This window comes from Streptomyces roseofulvus, from assembly GCF_039534915.1.
GTDB classification, from domain to species: domain Bacteria; phylum Actinomycetota; class Actinomycetes; order Streptomycetales; family Streptomycetaceae; genus Streptomyces; species Streptomyces roseofulvus.
This window is the reverse complement of the sequence record NZ_BAAAWE010000001.1, coordinates 1,097,779-1,115,737: the sequence shown is the minus strand read 5'-3', so window position 1 is coordinate 1,115,737 and position 17,959 is coordinate 1,097,779. Positions and strand designations below refer to the sequence as shown.

The following is a 17,959-nucleotide window of genomic DNA, read 5'->3' as shown; positions in this document are numbered from 1 at the left end:
CCGGCCGGTCAGAGGCTGTACTCGTACGTCCAGGCCGCCTCCTGGGCAGAGAAGTCGATGTCCGTCACCTCCAGGACGTGCCCGTGCTGGTCGCTCACCACCCGGTGGACGCTCAGCCGGGCGGCGCCGCCGGCCGCCGACCCCGCGGCGCCGGCCGGGACCCGGACCGACTCCCGGTGGGTGGCCCGCAGCCCCGCCTGGTGCATCCAGTGGTAGAGGAGCCGCAGGTCCGGCTGGTTGACGCGGGAGCGGGTCCGCCGGTAGCGGGCCAGCTGCGGGATCTCGTCGAGCGCGGGCCGGGAGAACCAGGACACCGCGCGCTGGAGCTCCCGGCCGTGCGGGGCCAGCACCCGGTGCCGGTGGACCAGCGTCGGCTCGCCCGGCGCGAGGTGCAGCCGCGGGGCCAGCGGCGCCGGCGGCGGCTCCCAGCCGAGCGAGGCCCGCACCAGCGCCTCCGCCGCGCGCGACCCGCCCGGGAAGACCGGCCGTGCCGCGGGCGGCGCCACCGGGGGGCCTGGGGGCGGGAGTTGGCCGCCCGCCTGTCCGTCCGCGGCGAAGGTGCCGCGCCGATCGGTGACCACCAGCCGCTCCTCGCGCAGCAGTTGGAGCGCGCTGCGGACGGTCTGCCGGTTCACGTGGTACCGCTGCGCCAGGGAGCGCTCCGAGGGGAGCCGGCCGCCGGGGGCCGGCGCACGGCGCACGAGGTCGTCCCGCAGGGCGGCGGCGACCCGCAGATAGCGGGGGACCTCCCCTCCGGAGGGTTCGGCGTCGGATACGGCATCGAGTGCGACATCAGGTACGACATCGGGTACGGCCATGATCAACCCCTTCTTCGCTCAGCGTGACAGCGCGGGCCGTATGGGTGATCAATTCCTATCATTGGTCTAAACCATTTCGCTAGGGCGACCGTGCAGAGTGGCCGAAACCCGCGGCGCACCCTGTAATGGGGACCAGGCGACAGGACCGGCGGCAGCCGGTGGCGGAACAGGGGTGAGGCCGGATGACGACGCCCGCGGAGCACGCCCGACGCGGCCGCGCGGCCCGGAAGCGGGTCCCGCGCTCCTCCCACGGACGCTGGATACCGAGCTCCCAGCGCCCCGACCCGCTCACCGTCCTGGAGCAGCAGGCCACCGACCGCCTGCCCGACCTCGCCCCCGTGCGGTACGGACGGATGGCCGCCTCCCCCTTCGCGTTCCTGCGCGGCGCCGCCGCCGTCATGGCGGCCGACCTCGCCGCCACCCGTAACACCGGACTCACCGTGCAGCTCTGCGGCGACGCCCATCTGCTCAACTTCGGCGTCTACGCCTCACCCGAACGGACGCTCCTCTTCGACGTCAACGACTTCGACGAGACCCTGCCCGGCCCCTTCGAGTGGGACGTCAAACGGCTCGCCGCCAGCGTCACCGTCGCCGCCCTCCAGAACGGCAGCTCCCGAGCCAAGGCGCGCCGCGCGGCGCTCGTCGCCGCCGCGTCGTACCGCACCACCATGCGCCGCCTCGCCGGCCTCGGCGAACTCGCCGTCTGGTACGAGCGGATCGACGCCGACGAGCTCACCGCGCTCGCCCGCCCCCGCGAACGCGAGCGGCTCACCCGCAACCTCGCCAAGGCCCGCCGCCGCACCAGCCTCCAGGCCCTGGAGAAGCTCACCGTCCCGGACGGCGAAGGCGGCCGCCGCATCGCCGACGACCCGCCGCTCCTGGAGCGCGTCCCCGACCTGGACCGGATCACCCTCGGCAAGATCTTCGGCGACTACCGCAGCTCGCTCTCCGACGACCGCCGCCTCCTCCTCGACCGCTACACCTTCCGCGACGCCGCCCGCAAGGTCGTCGGCGTCGGCAGCGTCGGCACCCGCTGCTTCGTCGTCCTCCTCGAAGGCCGCGACGGCGCCGACCCGCTCATCCTCCAGGTCAAGGAGGCCGGCCGCTCGGTCCTGGAGGCGTATCTGCCCCCCACCGCCTACCCCCACCAGGGCCAGCGGGTCGTCTGCGGCCAGCGCCTCACCCAGGCCGCCAGCGACATCTTCCTCGGCTGGATGACCGGGCCCGAGCAACGCCACTTCTACTGGCGCCAGTTGCGCGACATGAAGGGATCGGCCGAGGTCGAGACGATGACCCCCTCGACGCTGCGGGAGTACGCCGCGCTCTGCGGCCGCGCCCTGGCCCGCGCCCACGCCCGCTCCGGCGACCGCATCGCCATCGCCGCCTACCTCGGCTCCTCCGACGTCTTCGACCGCGCGGTCGCCGACTTCGCCCTCGCCTACGCCGGGCAGAACGCCGACGACTACGCGAGCCTCGGCGCCGGCATCGCCGCCGGCATGGTCACGGCGGCCCCGGGCGTCTGACCCGGAGCCGCCGTCGCCCGCCGTCAGTCCCCGGCCCGCAGCGGCGGCCCCGCCGGGGTCTCCGGGACCGGCGAGAACAGCGCCGCCCGCAGCACGGCCGGCGCGAACAGGCTGGTGAGCGGCGCCGTCAGGGTCAGCACCGAGCGGAACGGCACCCCGACCACGGCGTCGCCCGCCGCGCGCTCCTGCACCCGGGCCAGGTACCAGCCGGTCACCCGGTCCGCCGGCTTGGCGCGGGCCGCGTCGCCCGACGCGCCCGGCATCTTCTTGTCCGCGCCGGCCGAGATGTCCCACGCCTGCCGGGACGCGTCGAGCAGCGCCCGCTGCACCCGCCGCGTGGTCGGCGTCCGCCGCGTGTCGGCCAGGGCCCGGCGCAGCGCGACCGCGGCCAGCGCCGCGACCGCCATGCCCTGCCCGTAGATGGGGTTGAACGCGCACAGCGCGTCGCCGGTGGCCAGGAAGCCGGCCGGGCGGCGGCCCGGACGGTCGTACCGGCGGCGGATGTTGGCGGTCTGCCGGAAGCCGTGCACCGGCCCGGCCGGCTCCGCGCCCGCCAGCCACTCGCTGATCACCGGATGCGGCAGCCGCTTCGCGTACTCCTCGAAGGCCCCCTCGTCGGTGGGCGGTTCGTCGCCCCGCAGCCCCGACATGGTGACCATGTGGAGCCCGTCCCCGAGCGGGACGATCACCCCGCCGTACGGCTGCTGCGGACCCGGCACGATGTAGTAGCCGAGGGCGTCCGTGGCCGGCACCGCCTCCGTCGCCCGGTACACCCGCGAGCCGTACGCCAGTCCGGTGTCCAGGGTCTCCTCGTGCGGCGCCTCCGCGCCGATCGCGGCCAGCCAGTCCGCCGCCTTCGTCGACCGCCCGGAGGCGTCCACCACCAGATCGGCGGCGAGGGTGCGGGGCTCCCGCCCGGCGCCCGCCCCGCGCTCCCGCAGCCGCACGCCGGTCACCCGCGCGGCGGTGCCGGTCAGGCCCACCGTCTCGGTGCCCTCGACGAGTTCGATCCGCGGATCGGCGAGCACCCGCTGCCGCACCAGCCACTCCAGCTGGGGCCGCGGGCCGCTGTAGAAGTGCGCCGAGGCGGGCAGTCGTGTGAACCACTGGCCGGCCTGCCACTGCACCATGTCCGAGGGCATGCCGACCCTGGGGGCGCCCAGCTCCCGCAGCTCGTCCACGAAGCCGGGCAGCAGCTCGTCGAGGGCCTGCTGGCCGCCCGCGACGAGCACGTGCAGATGCCGCCCCTGCGGCACTCCGGGCCGGGCGTCCGGCCCCTCCGGCAGCCGGTCGCGCTCGACGACCGTGACCCGCTCCGCGTGCTCCGCGAGGACCCGCGCCGCCAGGAGCCCGGCGAGACTTCCCCCGATGACCACCGCGTGACGTGTCCCGCGGCGCCCCAACTCGTCGGCCATGCCCGACCTTTCCCTCGTGGACCATGAAAGTACCGACCAGTATCCACGCCGGAGGGGAAGGCGCACCGGCGCGCGCCGGGGGCGGAAGGGCGCGAACGGGCGCGCAGGAGTGCGGCGGCGGGCCGTCCCGTCAGTCCTCCGGCCCCAGTTCCTCCAGCGCGGCCGTCAGCCACTCCACCCAGAACCGCTCCAGGTCGATGCCGCCGCGCAGCACGAGGTGGCGCAGCCGGTCGGGCTCGGTGGCGCGCCGCTCGGCCGGGAAGTCCCGCTGCTCGATGAGGCGGTACTCGTCGAGCTGGGCCCGGTGCAGGGCGAGATGCCGCTCCAGCTCGGCGCGCAGACCGGCCGAGCCGACCACGGCCGCGGCCCGCATCCGCAGCAGCAGCGCGGACCGCAGCGGCTTCGGGTCCTCGGCCGCGCCGACCCACTCCCGCAGGAACTCCCGACCGGCGGGGAGCACTTCGTACTCCTTGCGCTGCCCGCGCACCGGCACCGGGGTGGGCAGGGCGCGGATCTGCCCCGCCTCCTCCAGACGCCCCAGCTCCCGGTAGATCTGCTGGTGCGTGGCCGACCAGAAGTAGCCGATCGACTTGTCGAAGCGGCGCGTCAGTTCGAGGCCGGAGGACGGCTTCTCGAGCAGCGCGGTGAGGATCGCGTGCGGGAGGGACATGCTCGCATCCTAGGTTCGGGCCGCGCGCCGTTCGGGCGGGGTCGGCGGGTCAGAGCGTGGCGGCCAGCCGGGTGCCCTGGTCGATGGCCCGCTTGGCGTCCAGTTCGGCGGCGACGTCCGCCCCGCCGATGAGGTGCGCCGTGCGGCCGGCGGCGACCAGCTCCTCGTACAGGCTCCGCTGGGGCTCCTGGCCGGAGCAGAGGACGACGGTGTCCACCGGGAGCAGCTGCCGCTCGCCGTCGACGGTGAGGTGCAGGCCCTCGTCGTCGATCCGGTCGTAGCTCACGCCCGCGACCATGGCGACACCGCGGTGCTTGAGCTCGGTGCGGTGGATCCAGCCGGTGGTCTTGCCGAGCCCGGCGCCGACCTTGGTGGTCTTGCGCTGGAGCAGGTGCACCTGGCGGGGCGGCGCGTTCCGCTCGGGCGCGCGCAGACCGCCCCGGTTCTCGTAGGAGGTGTCGACGCCCCACTGGCGGAAGTACGTCTCGGGGTCCTGGCTCGCGCCCTCGCCGCCGTCGGTGAGGAACTCGGCGACGTCGAAGCCGATGCCGCCGGCGCCGATGATCGCGACCCGCTCGCCGACCGGCGCGCCGTCGCGGAGCACGTCGAGGTAGCTGACGACGCTCGGGTGGTCCTGGCCCTCGATGCCGGGGCTGCGCGGGGTGACGCCGGTGGCGACGACCACCTCGTCGTAGCCGTCGAGGTCGGCGGCGGTGACGTGGGTGCCGAGGCGGACGTCGACGCCGTGCTCGGCGAGCTGCACGCGGAAGTAGCGCAGGGTCTCGTCGAACTCCTCCTTGCCGGGGACCCGCTTGGCGACGTTCAGCTGGCCGCCGATCTCGGCGGCGGCGTCGAAGAGGGTGACGGAGTGGCCGCGTTCGGCGGCCGACACGGCGCAGGAGAGGCCGGCCGGCCCGGCGCCGACGACGGCGATCCGCTTGGCGAGCCGGGTGGGGGAGAGGACCAGCTCGGTCTCGTGGCAGGCGCGCGGGTTGACCAGACAGGAGGTGATCTTGAGGCTGAAGGTGTGGTCGAGGCACGCCTGGTTGCAGCCGATGCAGGTGTTGATGGTCTCGGCGCGGCCGGCGGACGCCTTGTTCACGAAGGCCGGGTCGGCGAGGAAGGGCCGGGCCAGCGAGACGAGGTCGGCACGCCCGTCGGCAAGGATCTCCTCGGCGACCTCGGGGGTGTTTATGCGGTTCGAGGTGACGAGGGGAACGCTCACCGCGCCCATCAGCTTCTTCGTCACCCAGGTGTAGGCGCCGCGCGGCACGGAGGTGGCGATGGTGGGGATGCGGGCCTCGTGCCAGCCGATGCCGGTGTTGATGATGGTCGCGCCCGCGGCCTCGATCTCCTTGGCGAGCCGGACGACCTCCTCCAGGGTGGAGCCGCCGGGGACGAGGTCCAGCATGGAGAGCCGGTAGACGACGATGAAGTCGGGGCCGACGCGCTCGCGGATCCGGCGGACGATCTCCAGCGGGAAGCGGACCCGGTTCTCGTAGGGGCCGCCCCAGCGGTCGGTGCGGTGGTTGGTGGCGGCGGCGATGAACTCGTTGATGAGGTAGCCCTCGGAGCCCATCACCTCGACGCCGTCGTAGCCGGCCTCCTTGGCGAGCTCGGCGCACCGGGCGTAGTCCTCGACGGTCTGCTCGACCTCGGCGTCGGTCAGCTCGTTCGGCACGAAGGGGCTGATCGGCGCCTGGATGGCGCTGGGCGCGACGAGGCCGGGGTGGTAGGCGTACCGCCCGAAGTGCAGGATCTGCATCGCGATCCTGCCCCCCTCGGCGTGCACGGCGTCGGTGATCATCCGGTGCTCGGCGGCCTCCTCGGCGGTGGTCAGCTTGGCCCCGCCGTCCCAGGGCCGGCCGGCCTCGTTGGGCGCGATGCCGCCGGTGACGATGAGGCCGACGCCGCCGCGGGCCCGCTCCGCGTAGAAGGCGGCCATCCGCTCGAAGCCGTGCTCGGTCTCCTCCAGGCCGACGTGCATCGAGCCCATGATCACCCGGTTGGGCAGAGTGGTGAAGCCGAGGTCGAGCGGGCTGAGCAGATGCGGGTACGGGGTCGTGGCCGTCACGGGGCGCCTCCTCGCGCAGGGATCGTCGGATCCTGTTGTACGGGGCGCGCCCCTGCTTATGCAACTAGTTGCAGAAGGTTCGGGGTGTGATGGTTACTACTCGGTAGAGACGGCTTCCCCGGCTTGCCCAGGCTGGGGCCCATGGTTGGGACGCTCACGCACGAGGGCGGCGCCTTCGTGAACGTCCGGCACTTCGACTCGCCGCGCCGCACACGCACGCGTATCGCCGGCTCGACGTGAAGCGGTTCCGCCTCCCCGCCGTGGACGCCAGCGACCGGGACCTCCTCGCCGCCCTCATCGCGCACGAGCAGTTCCGTGACGACTACGCGGGCGGCGGGGTGGACCCCGACGGCACCCGCCACGGCGAGTACGGGATCCGGCACGTCACCCCCGAGGCGTACGAGCCGATCGGCCGGCAGCGGGCCACCCGCCTCCCGGAGACCTGGGCCGAGCAGTACGGCGCCCTCCCCGGCCCGCTCGCCGAGGCCCTGCGCCGCCAGGCGTACGACGCCCTGACGGAGGCGGACGCCGTCCACCACCTGAACGGCCTCGGCGAGGAGGAGCACCACGACTGGGCGAGCGTCCACGGCGAGTTCCACGAACTCGTCGTCGTGGACCGCCGGGCCGGGCGGCTCACCCTCCTGGTCGCGGCCGACGACTGAACCGCCCGGCCCGCCCGGTCACCTCACCCGCTCACCCCACCCGGTCCAGCAAGAGGTCCAGGTCCTCCGCCGTCCGCGGCGCCGGTACGCCCTCCGGGAGCAGTCCCTGCGCCCGCAGCAGCCGGCCGACCGAGACCGCCCAGGGGCGCCGCAGCCGGGCGGCGTCGAGCAGTGCGTCGTCGGCCAGCAGCTCGGCGGCCGGGCCGGTGCGCAGCCCGGCGGGGGAGAGCACGGCGGCCTCGTCCGCCCACCGCAGCGCCAGATCGACGTCGTGCGTGGCCATGACCACCGTCGTGCCCGCCGCCCGCAGCCGCTCCAGGGTCTCCAGGAGCCGCTCCTGCCCGTGCGGGTCGAGCCCCGCCGTCGGCTCGTCCATGACCAGGACCCGGGGGCGCATCGCGACCGCGCCCGCGATCGCCGCCCGCTTCCGCTGCCCGTAGGACAGCAGATGCGTCGGCCGGTCCGCGAGCGCCGTGATGTCCAGCGCCTCCAGCGCCTCCGCGACCCGGAGCCGCACCTCCTCCTCGGCCAGCCCCAGGTTCATCGGCCCGAACGACACGTCCTGCGCCACCGAGGCGGCGAAGAGCTGGTCGTCCGGGTCCTGCACCACCAGCTGCACCGAGGTCCGCAGCCGGGTCAGCCCCTTCCGGTCGTACGCCACCTCCTCGCCGTCCAGGAGGAGCGTTCCCGCCCCGGGGCGCAGCCCGCCGCTCAGCAGCCGCAGCAGCGTCGTCTTCCCGCCGCCGTTGCGTCCGAGCAGCGCGACCGCCCGGCCTTCCGTCACCGCGAACCCGACGTCCGTGAGGACCGCCGGCCCGTCCTCGTACGCGAAACCGGCGCGCACCAACTCCACGACCGGGGTGGGGGTCGTCATGGCAGGAACCTTTCCAGTACGAGGGTGAGGGCGACGAGCCCCGCCAGGAGACCGCCCGTCGCCGCGAGGAAGGGGCGGGAGACGGGCGCCCCGGGCAGCAGGACCCGCAGGGTGCCGTCGTAACCGCGCCCGGCGAGCCCGCTCTGCAGCCGCTGCGCACGGTCGAAGGCGCGCACGAACGACGTCGCGCCCAGCCCGGCGAGCGACCGCCAGACGGCCGCCCGGGTCGTCGCCCCGAGCCGCGCCGCCTGCGCCTGCCGCACCTTCGCCTGAGCGTCCAGGAGCAGGAAGACGATCCGGTACATCACCAGGGCCACGTCCACCACCGGCGCCGGCACCCCGGCCCGCACCAGGCGCGGCAGCACGTCCGACACCGGCGTGGTGAAGGCGAACAGCAGCACCCCCAGCGAGGCCGACGCCGTCCGCAGCAGCAGCTCCCCGGCGTGCACCGGACCGTCCGGGGCCCAGGCCACGGCGCCCCCCGGCCCGCCCACCGCGAACAGCAGCGGCACGGCGCCCGTGACGCAGAAGCCCAGCGGGACCCGGAAGGCCCGCCACAGCTGCCGGCCCGGCACACCGGCCGGACCGAGCAGCACGGCGAGGGTCGCCGCCGCGACCAGGAGCGCGCCCGGCCACGGCGGCAGGCACACCGCGCAGATGGTCAGACCGAAGCCGAGGGCGGCCTTCTCCGAGGGATGGCGGCGGCGCCAGCGACTGCTGTGCGCCGCCGCGTCGATGGGCAGCATCGGCGGCTACGCGTCCGTGTCCGCGTCCGGCGCGGACGGCGCACCCTCCGCACGGGCCGCGGCCCGCTCCTCGCCCTGCCGCCGGCCGCGCCGCAGCCCGAAGTAGTAGGCGAGTACGCCGGCGCCCAGGGCCGCCTGCAGCGAGAACAGCGCCGACTCGATCTCGCCGGACGGCGGCTCGTACAGCGGGCTGAACCAGGGCTCGTAGTCCGGCTCGATCTCCGTGATCGCCGTCTCCGCCTCCCCGTCGGCGCCGGTGAACGGCTCCTCCTTGTGGTCGCCGAGACCGAGCGCCAGCGGCAGCACCGCCAGGGCCGCCACCAGCGCCAGCAGCAGGGTGTTGATCTTCGCGTTCCGGCTCATCACGCCGCCGCCTCCTCGTGCCGCTTCGGCTCCGGCCGGGCGAGCACGCCGAGCCGCAGCAGGTCCCCCTTGCTGGACTGCGTGAGCAGCCGCATCACCAGGACGGTCAGCAGCCCCTCGCTGACGGCGAGCGGTAGCTGCGTCACCGCGAAGATCCCGCCGAACTTGGCGAGGGACCCCGCCACGCCGCTGCCCGGGTCGGGGAACGCCACGGCCAGCTGGACGCTGGTCACGCAGTACGTCGACAGGTCGGCGACGAACGCGCCGAAAAACACGCCCACCATCAGCGGCGCCCCGAACCGCCGGAACAGCAGGTACGTGCCGTACCCCGCCCACGGCCCGACGATCGCCATCGAGAACGCGTTCGCCCCCAGCGTGGTCAGCCCGCCGTGGGCGAGCAGCAGCGCCTGGAAGAGCAGGGTGATGGTGCCGAGCACCGCCATGATGGGCGGCCGGAACAGGATGGCGCCGAGCCCCGTGCCCGTCGGATGGGAGCAACTCCCCGTCACCGACGGCAGTTTGAGAGCGGACAGGACGAACGTGAAGGCGCCGGAGGCGCCGAGCAGCAGTGTGGACTCGGGGTTGGCGCGCACCTCGCGGGTGAGCGCGCGGACGCCGTGGACGACGAACGGAGCCGATGCGACGCCCCAGGCGGCCGCGTGGACGGGGGGCAGATACCCCTCGGCGATATGCATGATCGGGAGACCCTCTCCAGCACCTCGTGGATGGACAACGCGCCCTGGCCGGTCTCCTGGCTGACGGTAGTGACGCCCGACTCCGCCTTCCCACCCCACGACGGTCTCCCGCGGCGGCGCAGTGGCTTCCCCGGAGGGATGGAGCCGGACCTCCCGATCACAGTGGCGAGGGCCGCACCGGTACTGCACCGGTTTCCCGAACACCAAGGCGCTGCGACATTAGTGTGTTGACCTGCTTCATCACAATGCGGGGTCGGTCACGTGCGCTGCGGAGTCCCCGCGGTCCCGTCGTCGAACCGGTCGTCGGCTCCCGTCGCCGGGCCCGTCGCCGGACCCCGTTGTCAGACCCCCGCACTAGCGTGGACGTGTCCAAGTGCGTTGCTGCTGCTCGGACGACGAGGGGCGCCCCCGGCGGCGTGGAACCCAGCCGGAGGCGCCCCGTCGGCAGCCGTCAGACCTTGCGGTAGGCGTACGCCTCCGAGGCCGCGGCCGCCACGGCGTCGAGATCGCCGCCCGCGCTCGCCGTCACCAGGGCGGCCACCGCGCCCTCCACGAAGGGGGCGTCCACGAGCCGCGTGCCCTCCGGGAGTTCGTCACCCTCGGCGAGGAGGGCCTTCACCGTGAGGACCGCGCTGCCGAGGTCGACCAGGACGGCCACCCCGGCCCCCGCGTCGACGTCCTGCGCCGCCGCGGCGATCAGCGCCGCGCTCGTGCCGAGCCCACCGTCCGGGCCGCCGCCGGCCGCCGCGACCGGCGCCAGGTCCCCGCCGCCGGCCAGCCCCCGGGCCAGCTCCGCCACCGCCGCCGCGACGGCCGCGCTGTGCGACACCAGCACGATCCCCACCCTGTCCCCGCTCATCCGGCCGTCACCTCCGCCAGCGCCGCGAACAGCAGCGCCGAGGACGTCGCCCCCGGATCCTGGTGCCCGACCGACCGTTCACCGAGATAACTGGCCCGGCCCTTGCGCGCCCGCAGCGGGACGGTCGCCAGCGCGCCCTCCTCGGCGGCACGCGCCGCCGCCGCGAACGACTCGCGCAGGCCCGCGACGGCCGGCGTCAGCGCGTCCAGCATCGTCTTGTCGCCCGGCACGGCCCCGCCGAGCTGCCCGACCGCGGCGACCCCGGCCTCCAGCGCGTCCGCGAGCTCGTCCCGGGTGACCTCCCCGGCGTCGCCGAGCGCCTTGCCCGCCCGCCGCAGCAGCGTCCCGTACAGCGGCCCGGAGGCCCCGCCCACCGTGGAGATCAGCTCCCGCCCGGCGGTCACCAGGACCGCGCCCGGCGTGGCGGGCGGCTCCTCCGCCAGCGTCGCGGCCACGGCGGCGAATCCGCGCTTCAGATTGGCCCCGTGGTCCGCGTCGCCGATCGCCGCGTCCAGCTCGGTGAGCCGCCCGGCCTCCCGCTCCACCGCGGCCGCGACCGCCGCCATCCACCGCACCGCCGCGTCGGCCCCGTACGTCTCCGTCATCGCCCGCTCACCGGCCCCAGCGCAGCGCGGCCGTCGCCACCGGCGCGTCCCAGAGCCGCAGCAGCTCCTCGTCCGCGGCGCACAGCGTCACCGAGCAGCCCGCCATGTCGAGGGAGGTCACGTAGTTCCCGACCAGCGTCCGCGCCACCGGCACCCGCCGCGCGTCCAGCACCCGCCGCACCTCGGCGTTGAACCCGTACAGCTCCAGCAGCGGCGTCCCGCCCATCCCGTTCACCAGCAGCAGTACCGGATCCGACGGCCGCAGGTCGTCCAGGACGGCGTCCACGGCGACCTCGGCGATCTCCCGCGCGGTCATCATGCCGCGCCGCTCCCGCCCCGGCTCGCCGTGGATACCGACGCCCAACTCCAGTTCCCCCGGCGGCAGGTCGAAGGTCGGACCGCCCTTCGCCGGCGTGCTGCACGCGCTCAGAGCGACCCCGAACGACCGCGACCGCGCGACCACCCGCCGGGCCAGCGCCTCCACCCGCTCCAGCGGCGCGCCCTCCTCCGCCGCCGCCCCGGCCAGCTTCTCCACGAAGAGCGTGGCCCCGGTACCGCGCCGCCCCGCCGTGTACAGGCTGTCGGTCACCGCGACGTCGTCGTCGACGAGCACCTTGGCCACCTGGATGCCCTCGTCCTCGGCGAGTTCGGCGGCCATCTCGAAGTTCAGCACGTCCCCGGTGTAGTTCTTCACCACGAACAGCACCCCCGCACCGCTGTCCACGGCGGCCGCGGCCCGCACCATCTGATCCGGCACGGGCGACGTGAACACCTCCCCGGGACAGGCCCCGTCCAGCATCCCCGGCCCCACGAACCCGGCATGCAGCGGCTCGTGCCCCGACCCGCCCCCCGACACCAGCGCGACCTTCCCCGCCACCGGCGCGTCCCTCCGCACCACCACCCGCCGCTCCACGTCCACGGTCAACTCGGGATGCGCGGCGGCCAGCCCCCGCAGGGCATCGGCGACGACGGTCTCGGGCACGTTGATCAGCATCCTCATGGATACCTCCTGGTGAGGCTGGCAGGTAGGTGACTGAGCAGGCTTTTTGCAGGTGAGAGCGAGTGAGATCAATTGTTGATCTCGGCGGTTCATGGCGTTCGGGAGCGGTCTCGGGCGGTACTGACGCCGACCTGTTGCCGACTTTCCTGATCAACCGTCAGGGGTGGGTTGGACTGGGTGCGCTTTGCACCTGTGCATGATGGCGCAATTATCCGCTTGGGGGCGCGGTCGCGCACCGGTGCGGCGCGGCCGCAGGTGACTGATCCTCTGTCGGTAGGTCTCCTGCGGCGCCTCGGGACCGCGGGCATCGACCGCGACCGCGACGCCGTCATCGCTGGACTGACCCTGCCAGCGGAGCCTTCGGCCCGCTCCGGTCCGGCGGAACGTATCGGTCGGTTCAGTGCTGCGGGGAGCGGAGGATGAGCAGGGTGATCTCGCTGGGGGCGAAGACGCGGAAGGGTGGGCCCCAGAAGCCGGTGCCGCGGCTGGTGTAGAGGAGGGTGCGGGCGCCGTGGTGGCTCAGGCCGGCGACGGCGGGCTGGTCGATGCGGACCAGGTGGTGGAAGGGCCAGATCTGGCCGCCGTGGGTGTGGCCGGAGAGTTGGAGGTCGATGCCGGCGGCCGCTGCCTGGTCGACGAACTTGGGCTGGTGGGCCAGGAGCAGCACGGGCAGGTCGGGATCGGCGCCCTGGAGGGCTCCGGCGAGGTGGGCGCGGTGGCCCGCGAGCCCGGAGGACTCGGCGGTGACGTCGTCCACGCCGGCGACCACGAGGATGTCGCCTCCGTTTTCCAACAGCAGATGGCGGTTGCGGAGCGGCTGCCAGCCCAGCTCGTCCATCAGGTCGACCCAGCCCTGGGCCTCGCTGTAGTACTCGTGGTTGCCGGTGACGTACACACGGGCCCGGGTCGCCCGCACGGTGCCGAGCGGTGCGGCCTGGGCGCGGCGGCGTTCGGCTGTGCCGTCCGCGATGTCACCGGTGTGGCAGACCAGGTCGGCCTCCAGGGTGTTCACCGTCTCGCACACCCGTGCCGACCAGCGGGCGCGGTCCAGGGGGCCGTAGTGGGTGTCGGTGACGAGGGCGACGCGGAAGCCGTCGAGGCCGGGACCCAGCCGCGGGAGCCGCACGTCGAGTCGGCGTACGCGGGGAACGCGGCGGGCCTCGGCGTACCCCCAGGCGAGCAGGACGGCGGTGACGCCGAGGACGGCCCAGGCGACGATCCGGGCCCGGTCCTGGCTCTCTCCGACGCCGGCCACGGTCAGGACGAGCCGTAGGAGGACGCCGAGCAGGACGGACCAGGTGAACAGGATCCAGCTCGCGCCCAGCAGGGTGTCGCCGACGATCGCCGCCCGGTCCTGCTGACGCCGTCCGTGGCCGCGCGCCATCGCGAACGGCATCCCGACGAGACCGAGGACGAACAGGGCGGTGCCGAGCAGGGTGGCGGGCAGCGGCCAGTTCTGGCCGCCGTACAGGAGCACCCAGCAGGGCACGGCGAACAGGAGGACCGGGGCGATCAGGGGGACGTAACGCATCAGGCGCTGCAGCCGGCTCTGCCGCCGCAGGGGCGCTTCACCCTCGGTGGGACGGGTGTCGCTGGTGTCGGTCACGCTTGCCTCCCCGACCGGGCCGCTGTCCCGCGCATTGTATCCGTTCGCCTCGCGACGGGTCGGACGGGTGTTCACGGAACACCCCCAGGCCGCGTCGGTCAACCGACACGTGCTCCGCGCAGGGGGTTGCGCACGCGTCCGGGAAAGTGCCCGTCGAGGGGCAACCCTGGGGGCCGTCGAGGTCGGAGAGGCGGAACGGGACGAGCAGGGGCGGGATCCCGATGAATGTCGAACGACGACGGGCCGGCCTCAGGGGGGTGCTCGTCAAGAACGGTCGGCTGGACTTCGACGGTGTCGTCGGCGGCTCCTGGCTGTCGGCGAAGACCGTCGGCAAGGGCTGGAACATCTACCCCGAGGTCCTGTCGCCCGGCCACCTCGGCGGGGCGAAGGGGGCCGACCTGATCGGCCGCGACACGGCCGGCGTGCTGTGGAGCTACCTGGGCTATCCGGGCGGCAGCCTCACCACCCGCACGCGGGTCGGCGGCGGGTGGAACGCGTACGACCAGCTCGCGGGACAGCGCGACCTGACCGGCGACAGCAGGGCCGACATCGTCGCCCGCGACAAGACCGGCGTCCTGTGGCTCTACAAAGGCACGGGCGACTACAAGGCGCCGTTCGCCAGCCGCACGCGGATCGGCGGCGGGTGGAACGTCTACGACCGACTGCTGTCGATCGGCGACATCGACTCCGACGGCAAGGTGGACCTGCTGGCCCGCACGACGACGGGCGAGGTGCTCCGGTACTCGGGCACCGGTGGCGCGGCGCGTCGAGGCTGGTGGAGCTGGCCCGTCGAAGATCACGCTCTGCTGTTGCCCCGGCTGGCGTGATTCAGCACAGCGCCCTGGGACTGCGCTCGGATTCCACCTGATCGTTCCAGGGTGAGTTCGGCGTAGAGGCTTAGCATTCGGGTCTGGTGGTAACGGAGCGGTGCGGGTGCCGAGGGAGAGTTGATTGAGCAGCGGTGTGCAGGAATTTGTCAACCAGTATCGCAATGAGAACGGCCGACGTGATCCCTTCGATGACTGCCTGATGCGCGCAGGAGGGGTAGCCAGCTGGGGCTACGACGATGGGAACAGTGAGTTCCTGTCCACAGCTCTTGCGGAGGCTATGCGTCTGGCTATGGCTCGACATGGAGTGATGTCTGCCGCGGATCTGAGGGTTGATTTCGCAAGGGACGAGATCTCCCGCTGGCTGGACATGGATCCGATCCCCGGCTCGGCGGCATGGCCAGCCCCGGTTGGCGAGTTCGCCGAAAGCTGGCGTCGCCTTTTCCTGGAGTGCAGCCCGGAAGATGTTCGTCTGCATCTGAGGAGGGCTGAGAGTGTTCTGGCTGAATTTACCGGCGAGGTGAAATTGCGCCATCCGGAAACGGTAGCGAATTTCGGAACGTCCACCAAGGAATTTGTTAATCCCGTCACGGGCGTAAAGTTCTACGGGATCGCTTGAGGGGAAAAGGGCGTGGGGTGCTCGCCGTGCGGCGAGCACCCCACGCCGGCACCCGCGGAGGGGAGCCCGGCCTGGCCCATGCCTCACCCGTCAGATCGAGAACCTTCTTGGGGTCCTTTTCCGGGAAGACGGAGCTCCCGAGGAACGGGCCTTCGCGCAGCTGAAGTCCTGGCGGATCCTCCGCGGGGCCCGACGCTCCACCCGCCGCATCGGCACCATCGTCCAAGCCATCCACGCGATCCTGACCTGCAACTGTTCAGGACGAGAAAGGCCATTCCGGCCACAGCGATCGAGGAAGGTCTCTCCCGCCGACGCTGCTCCACGCGCCAGCCATCGGAGCGACCGGAGTTCGTCGACTGACCCAGGTTGCCTCACCGTGCAGGAGACGGACGGTGGTCGGACATGCCCTCGGTGCATGCGGCGGAATCGCCGAAGGTGTCCTTGGAGGCCGGGCTCACGAAGATGCAGTCGAGCTTGATCGGCGGCGTCAGCCTGAGCCCAGACTGCACGGGTATCGCCTGGACGAGGCCCGTGGCTGGTCCCGACGGGCGCTGCCCGCCGGCGCGAGGCACCTGGATCAGGCCGGGCCCGGGTGCAGTCGTCCTGCCCATAGAGCGCTTGGCAAGCGGTTCCGCGTACCGACGGAAGACTTTCCCTCTTTTCGGGGATCGTTGCTGGTCACATGGGGTGAAGAGGAGTCGGGTGCCGTTCCTGGAGCTGACCGGGCGGCGTTGGAGAAGGCGTGAGTACCGCAAGCACAGCTCCGATACTGACCGTTCCTCTCGGCACCCCCGCTCCTTCTGTTGTGCACGACTCGGGCGCGTGTGCCGCGCCCGGCGACATAGTCGTCGCCTCCTGCACCACCCTCGGCTCCACCCTGGTTGTCCACCTCACCGGGGAGATCGACCACTACAGCTCCGGCCCGCTGCGAACCCTGCTGGCCTCGGCAGCGGATCACGGCTACACCGGCCTCGTCCTGGACACCGCCCGGGTCACCTTCTGCGACTCCGCGCTCCTGGCCGTCCTGGACTGGTGGCCCCAGCGCGGCCGCCGCCTCAGCCTCGCCAACAGCTCCCGGGCTGTTCAGCACCTCCTGAACGCGGCCGCCCCCACCTGGCAGCAGACAAGCCCGCCCACCGCCGCTGCCATGGGAAACCGGCTCCGGGAGGCCCGCCGTCCATCGCATGGAAGCCGCTCGCGAAGGTGAGCCGGTCACCGTCCTGTCAGTGGTCCCCCGATCTGCACGAGGTCACCGGCATCGTCCCGCTCGATCCCACGAAGTAGGGCGCGGGGCAGCGTCAGGCCCGGGTTCTCACCGCCTCGTCTGCTGCCTGAGGGACCACGCGGCTGATCCGGACACGCGTCACCCCGCAGCCGCGCAAACCTCGCTGGTCTCCGCCGGCCTCGGCATCGCCTGGACCTGGAAACTCTGCGCGAATGACGGCGGGACGGCGCACAGGGCGCCCTCCTGCGGCTCAAGGATCGGGGCAGCTCCCGACCCGTCGGTGCCATGACAACTGGGGTTCGACCGACCCCTGCGTTCTCACGGGGGAGGGCGCGGGGGCGGGCGGGACGGCACGCGAGCCGGCGGGCTGACCGTTCCTCCGAGCCGGGCTCTGTCTTCCCTGCGGATCCGGGGCTGCGGTGTCTCACGGAACCGCTGCGAAGTCGTGTGCCAGGCCGTCGTGATAGCCCGGGTGGTACGGGTTCCAGCCGAGTTCGGCCTTCGCCTTGGCGTTGCTGATCCGCAGGGATGTGTCGATCATGAGGCTGGCGAAGTACGGGGCTGTCAGGCGGATCAGCCAGCCGGGCAGTGCGCGCGGGGGTGGGGTGCCGGCTGCTTGGGCGTGCGCACGAAACATCTCTCCCCACGTCGCGGGACAGTCGTCGACGATGTTGTACGCCTGCCCTGCAGTGGCGTTGGCGATCGCGGCCACGGTCGCCGCCGCGGCGTCGGCCAGGTGAATCCACGCCATGGTGCCGCCGCCTCCTCGCGGGACGGGGAGCTTGCCTGCCCTGAGCGCGGTGACGAAGCCCTGGGAGGCGCTCAGGCCGTAGAAGGCGCCGTAGCGAAGAGCGATGCCGTCGATGCCGGTGGCTTGGAAGACGCGCTGCTCCGTGTCGTACAGGGCTGCCACCGCCGGGTCGGTCTTGTCGCCGCGGGACCGGCCGAAGGCGTCATTCTCGGTGAGCGGCCGCGGGCCGTGATCCGTGTAGCCGTAGCCGGGGACCATCGACTGGGTGATGAAGCGGCCGGCGCCCGTGGTCCGGGCCGCCTCCAACAGGTGCGCCGTCCCTGTCGTGCGCAGCCTGTTGGTCAACTCCAAGTCGGCGTGCTTCACAGGGAGCTTGCCGAGCGCCGTCAGCTCGTGGATCACCACGTCGATGGAGAGCCCGTCCACGGCGCGTAGCAGTCGGTCGCGGTGCAGCACGTCGGCCTGCACCACGTGGGCGCCGGGGACGACCGCGCCGACGCGTCGGGTGAGAGCCACCACCTGGTGGCCGGACTGCTGCAGGGCGGAGACCAGCGGCTGCCCGATCGCGCCCGTGGCGCCGGCGAGCAGGATTCTCATGGCGGTTCCTTGTCGAGTGTGCGGTCGGGG

18 protein-coding genes, 1 pseudogene and 1 riboswitch are annotated in these 17,959 nt (G+C 73.1%); of the genes and pseudogenes, 6 read left to right on the top strand and 13 right to left on the bottom strand.

Features of this window, described 5'->3' with window-relative positions; genetic code table 11:
• Window positions 1-8: 8 nt before the first annotated feature.
• Complete coding sequence (locus tag ABFY03_RS05130) at window positions 9-818, bottom strand: winged helix-turn-helix domain-containing protein (protein ID WP_346169301.1); 810 nt, start codon at window positions 816-818, stop codon at window positions 9-11.
• Window positions 819-1,000: 182 nt separating this feature from the next.
• Between ABFY03_RS05130 and ABFY03_RS05125 the strand changes: the two genes are divergently transcribed.
• Entirely contained in the window at window positions 1,001-2,341 is a 1,341-nt protein-coding gene (locus tag ABFY03_RS05125) for a DUF2252 domain-containing protein (protein ID WP_346169300.1), read from the top strand.
• A gap of 23 nt (window positions 2,342-2,364) precedes the next feature.
• Here the strand turns inward: ABFY03_RS05125 and ABFY03_RS05120 are convergent, their stop codons facing one another.
• The 3 genes from ABFY03_RS05120 to ABFY03_RS05110 form a co-directional block, all read right to left on the bottom strand.
• The gene (locus tag ABFY03_RS05120) at window positions 2,365-3,756 is read right to left on the bottom strand and encodes an FAD-dependent oxidoreductase (RefSeq protein ID WP_346169299.1); all 1,392 of its coding nucleotides are present in this window, start codon (window positions 3,754-3,756) and stop codon (window positions 2,365-2,367) included.
• Between the two features lie 130 nt (window positions 3,757-3,886).
• Entirely contained in the window at window positions 3,887-4,426 is a 540-nt protein-coding gene (locus ABFY03_RS05115; protein WP_319009120.1) for a PadR family transcriptional regulator, read from the bottom strand.
• Between the two features lie 49 nt (window positions 4,427-4,475).
• On the bottom strand, window positions 4,476-6,500 hold the full coding sequence (locus tag ABFY03_RS05110) for an FAD-dependent oxidoreductase (RefSeq protein WP_346169298.1): 2,025 nt from the start codon (window positions 6,498-6,500) through the stop codon (window positions 4,476-4,478).
• Window positions 6,501-6,736: 236 nt separating this feature from the next.
• Between ABFY03_RS05110 and ABFY03_RS05105 the strand changes: the two genes are divergently transcribed.
• On the top strand, window positions 6,737-7,162 hold the full coding sequence (locus ABFY03_RS05105) for a hypothetical protein (RefSeq protein WP_346169297.1): 426 nt from the start codon (window positions 6,737-6,739) through the stop codon (window positions 7,160-7,162).
• A 31-nt stretch (window positions 7,163-7,193) separates the two neighbouring features.
• Here the strand turns inward: ABFY03_RS05105 and ABFY03_RS05100 are convergent, their stop codons facing one another.
• From ABFY03_RS05100 to ABFY03_RS05065, 8 genes are all read right to left on the bottom strand, one after another.
• Window positions 7,194-8,036, bottom strand: a complete 843-nt coding sequence (locus tag ABFY03_RS05100) for an ATP-binding cassette domain-containing protein (RefSeq protein WP_346169296.1) — start codon at window positions 8,034-8,036, stop codon at window positions 7,194-7,196.
• Window positions 8,033-8,782: a cobalt ECF transporter T component CbiQ gene (gene cbiQ / locus ABFY03_RS05095; RefSeq protein WP_346169295.1), complete on the bottom strand. Its 750-nt coding sequence runs from the start codon at window positions 8,780-8,782 to the stop codon at window positions 8,033-8,035. Before cbiQ ends, ABFY03_RS05100 begins: the two co-directional genes overlap by 4 nt.
• 6 nt (window positions 8,783-8,788) lie before the next feature.
• Window positions 8,789-9,145, bottom strand: coding sequence for an energy-coupling factor ABC transporter substrate-binding protein (locus ABFY03_RS05090; RefSeq protein ID WP_319009115.1), 357 nt, complete (start codon window positions 9,143-9,145; stop codon window positions 8,789-8,791).
• Window positions 9,145-9,840: an energy-coupling factor ABC transporter permease gene (locus tag ABFY03_RS05085; protein WP_319009114.1), complete on the bottom strand. Its 696-nt coding sequence runs from the start codon at window positions 9,838-9,840 to the stop codon at window positions 9,145-9,147. Before ABFY03_RS05085 ends, ABFY03_RS05090 begins: the two co-directional genes overlap by 1 nt.
• Window positions 9,841-9,869: 29 nt before the next feature.
• Window positions 9,870-10,063: riboswitch (cobalamin riboswitch) on the bottom strand.
• 228 nt (window positions 10,064-10,291) lie between these two features.
• Window positions 10,292-10,699, bottom strand: coding sequence for a PTS-dependent dihydroxyacetone kinase phosphotransferase subunit DhaM (locus ABFY03_RS05080; protein WP_319009113.1), 408 nt, complete (start codon window positions 10,697-10,699; stop codon window positions 10,292-10,294).
• Window positions 10,696-11,304 (bottom strand): dihydroxyacetone kinase subunit DhaL, encoded by a 609-nt coding sequence (gene dhaL / locus ABFY03_RS05075; protein ID WP_346169294.1) that lies wholly within the window; start codon window positions 11,302-11,304, stop codon window positions 10,696-10,698. The genes ABFY03_RS05080 and dhaL overlap by 4 nt, the downstream gene beginning before the upstream one ends.
• Window positions 11,305-11,311: 7 nt before the next feature.
• Window positions 11,312-12,304 carry a dihydroxyacetone kinase subunit DhaK gene (gene dhaK / locus ABFY03_RS05070; RefSeq protein WP_319009112.1) on the bottom strand — a complete coding sequence of 331 codons (993 nt, stop codon included), beginning with the start codon at window positions 12,302-12,304 and terminating at the stop codon, window positions 11,312-11,314.
• 397 nt (window positions 12,305-12,701) lie between these two features.
• Complete coding sequence (locus ABFY03_RS05065) at window positions 12,702-13,910, bottom strand: metallophosphoesterase (protein WP_346169293.1); 1,209 nt, start codon at window positions 13,908-13,910, stop codon at window positions 12,702-12,704.
• A 221-nt stretch (window positions 13,911-14,131) separates the two neighbouring features.
• Between ABFY03_RS05065 and ABFY03_RS05060 the strand changes: the two genes are divergently transcribed.
• The 4 genes and pseudogenes from ABFY03_RS05060 to ABFY03_RS05045 all read left to right on the top strand — a co-directional run bounded on the left by ABFY03_RS05060 (window position 14,132) and on the right by ABFY03_RS05045 (window position 16,563).
• Window positions 14,132-14,737: an FG-GAP repeat domain-containing protein gene (locus ABFY03_RS05060; protein ID WP_346169292.1), complete on the top strand. Its 606-nt coding sequence runs from the start codon at window positions 14,132-14,134 to the stop codon at window positions 14,735-14,737.
• Window positions 14,738-14,861: 124 nt separating this feature from the next.
• Window positions 14,862-15,356, top strand: coding sequence for a hypothetical protein (locus ABFY03_RS05055; protein WP_346169291.1), 495 nt, complete (start codon window positions 14,862-14,864; stop codon window positions 15,354-15,356).
• A 133-nt stretch (window positions 15,357-15,489) separates the two neighbouring features.
• Window positions 15,490-15,618 (top strand): annotated as a pseudogene (locus ABFY03_RS05050) (IS5/IS1182 family transposase); the annotation flags it as partial.
• 543 nt (window positions 15,619-16,161) lie between these two features.
• A complete protein-coding gene (locus ABFY03_RS05045; RefSeq protein ID WP_346169290.1) occupies window positions 16,162-16,563 on the top strand; it encodes an STAS domain-containing protein in 402 nt (133 codons plus the stop codon).
• 442 nt (window positions 16,564-17,005) lie between these two features.
• Here ABFY03_RS05045 and ABFY03_RS05040 read toward each other — a convergent pair whose 3' ends face one another.
• Entirely contained in the window at window positions 17,006-17,929 is a 924-nt protein-coding gene (locus ABFY03_RS05040) for an NAD-dependent epimerase/dehydratase family protein (protein WP_346169289.1), read from the bottom strand.
• Window positions 17,930-17,959 lie beyond the last annotated feature (30 nt).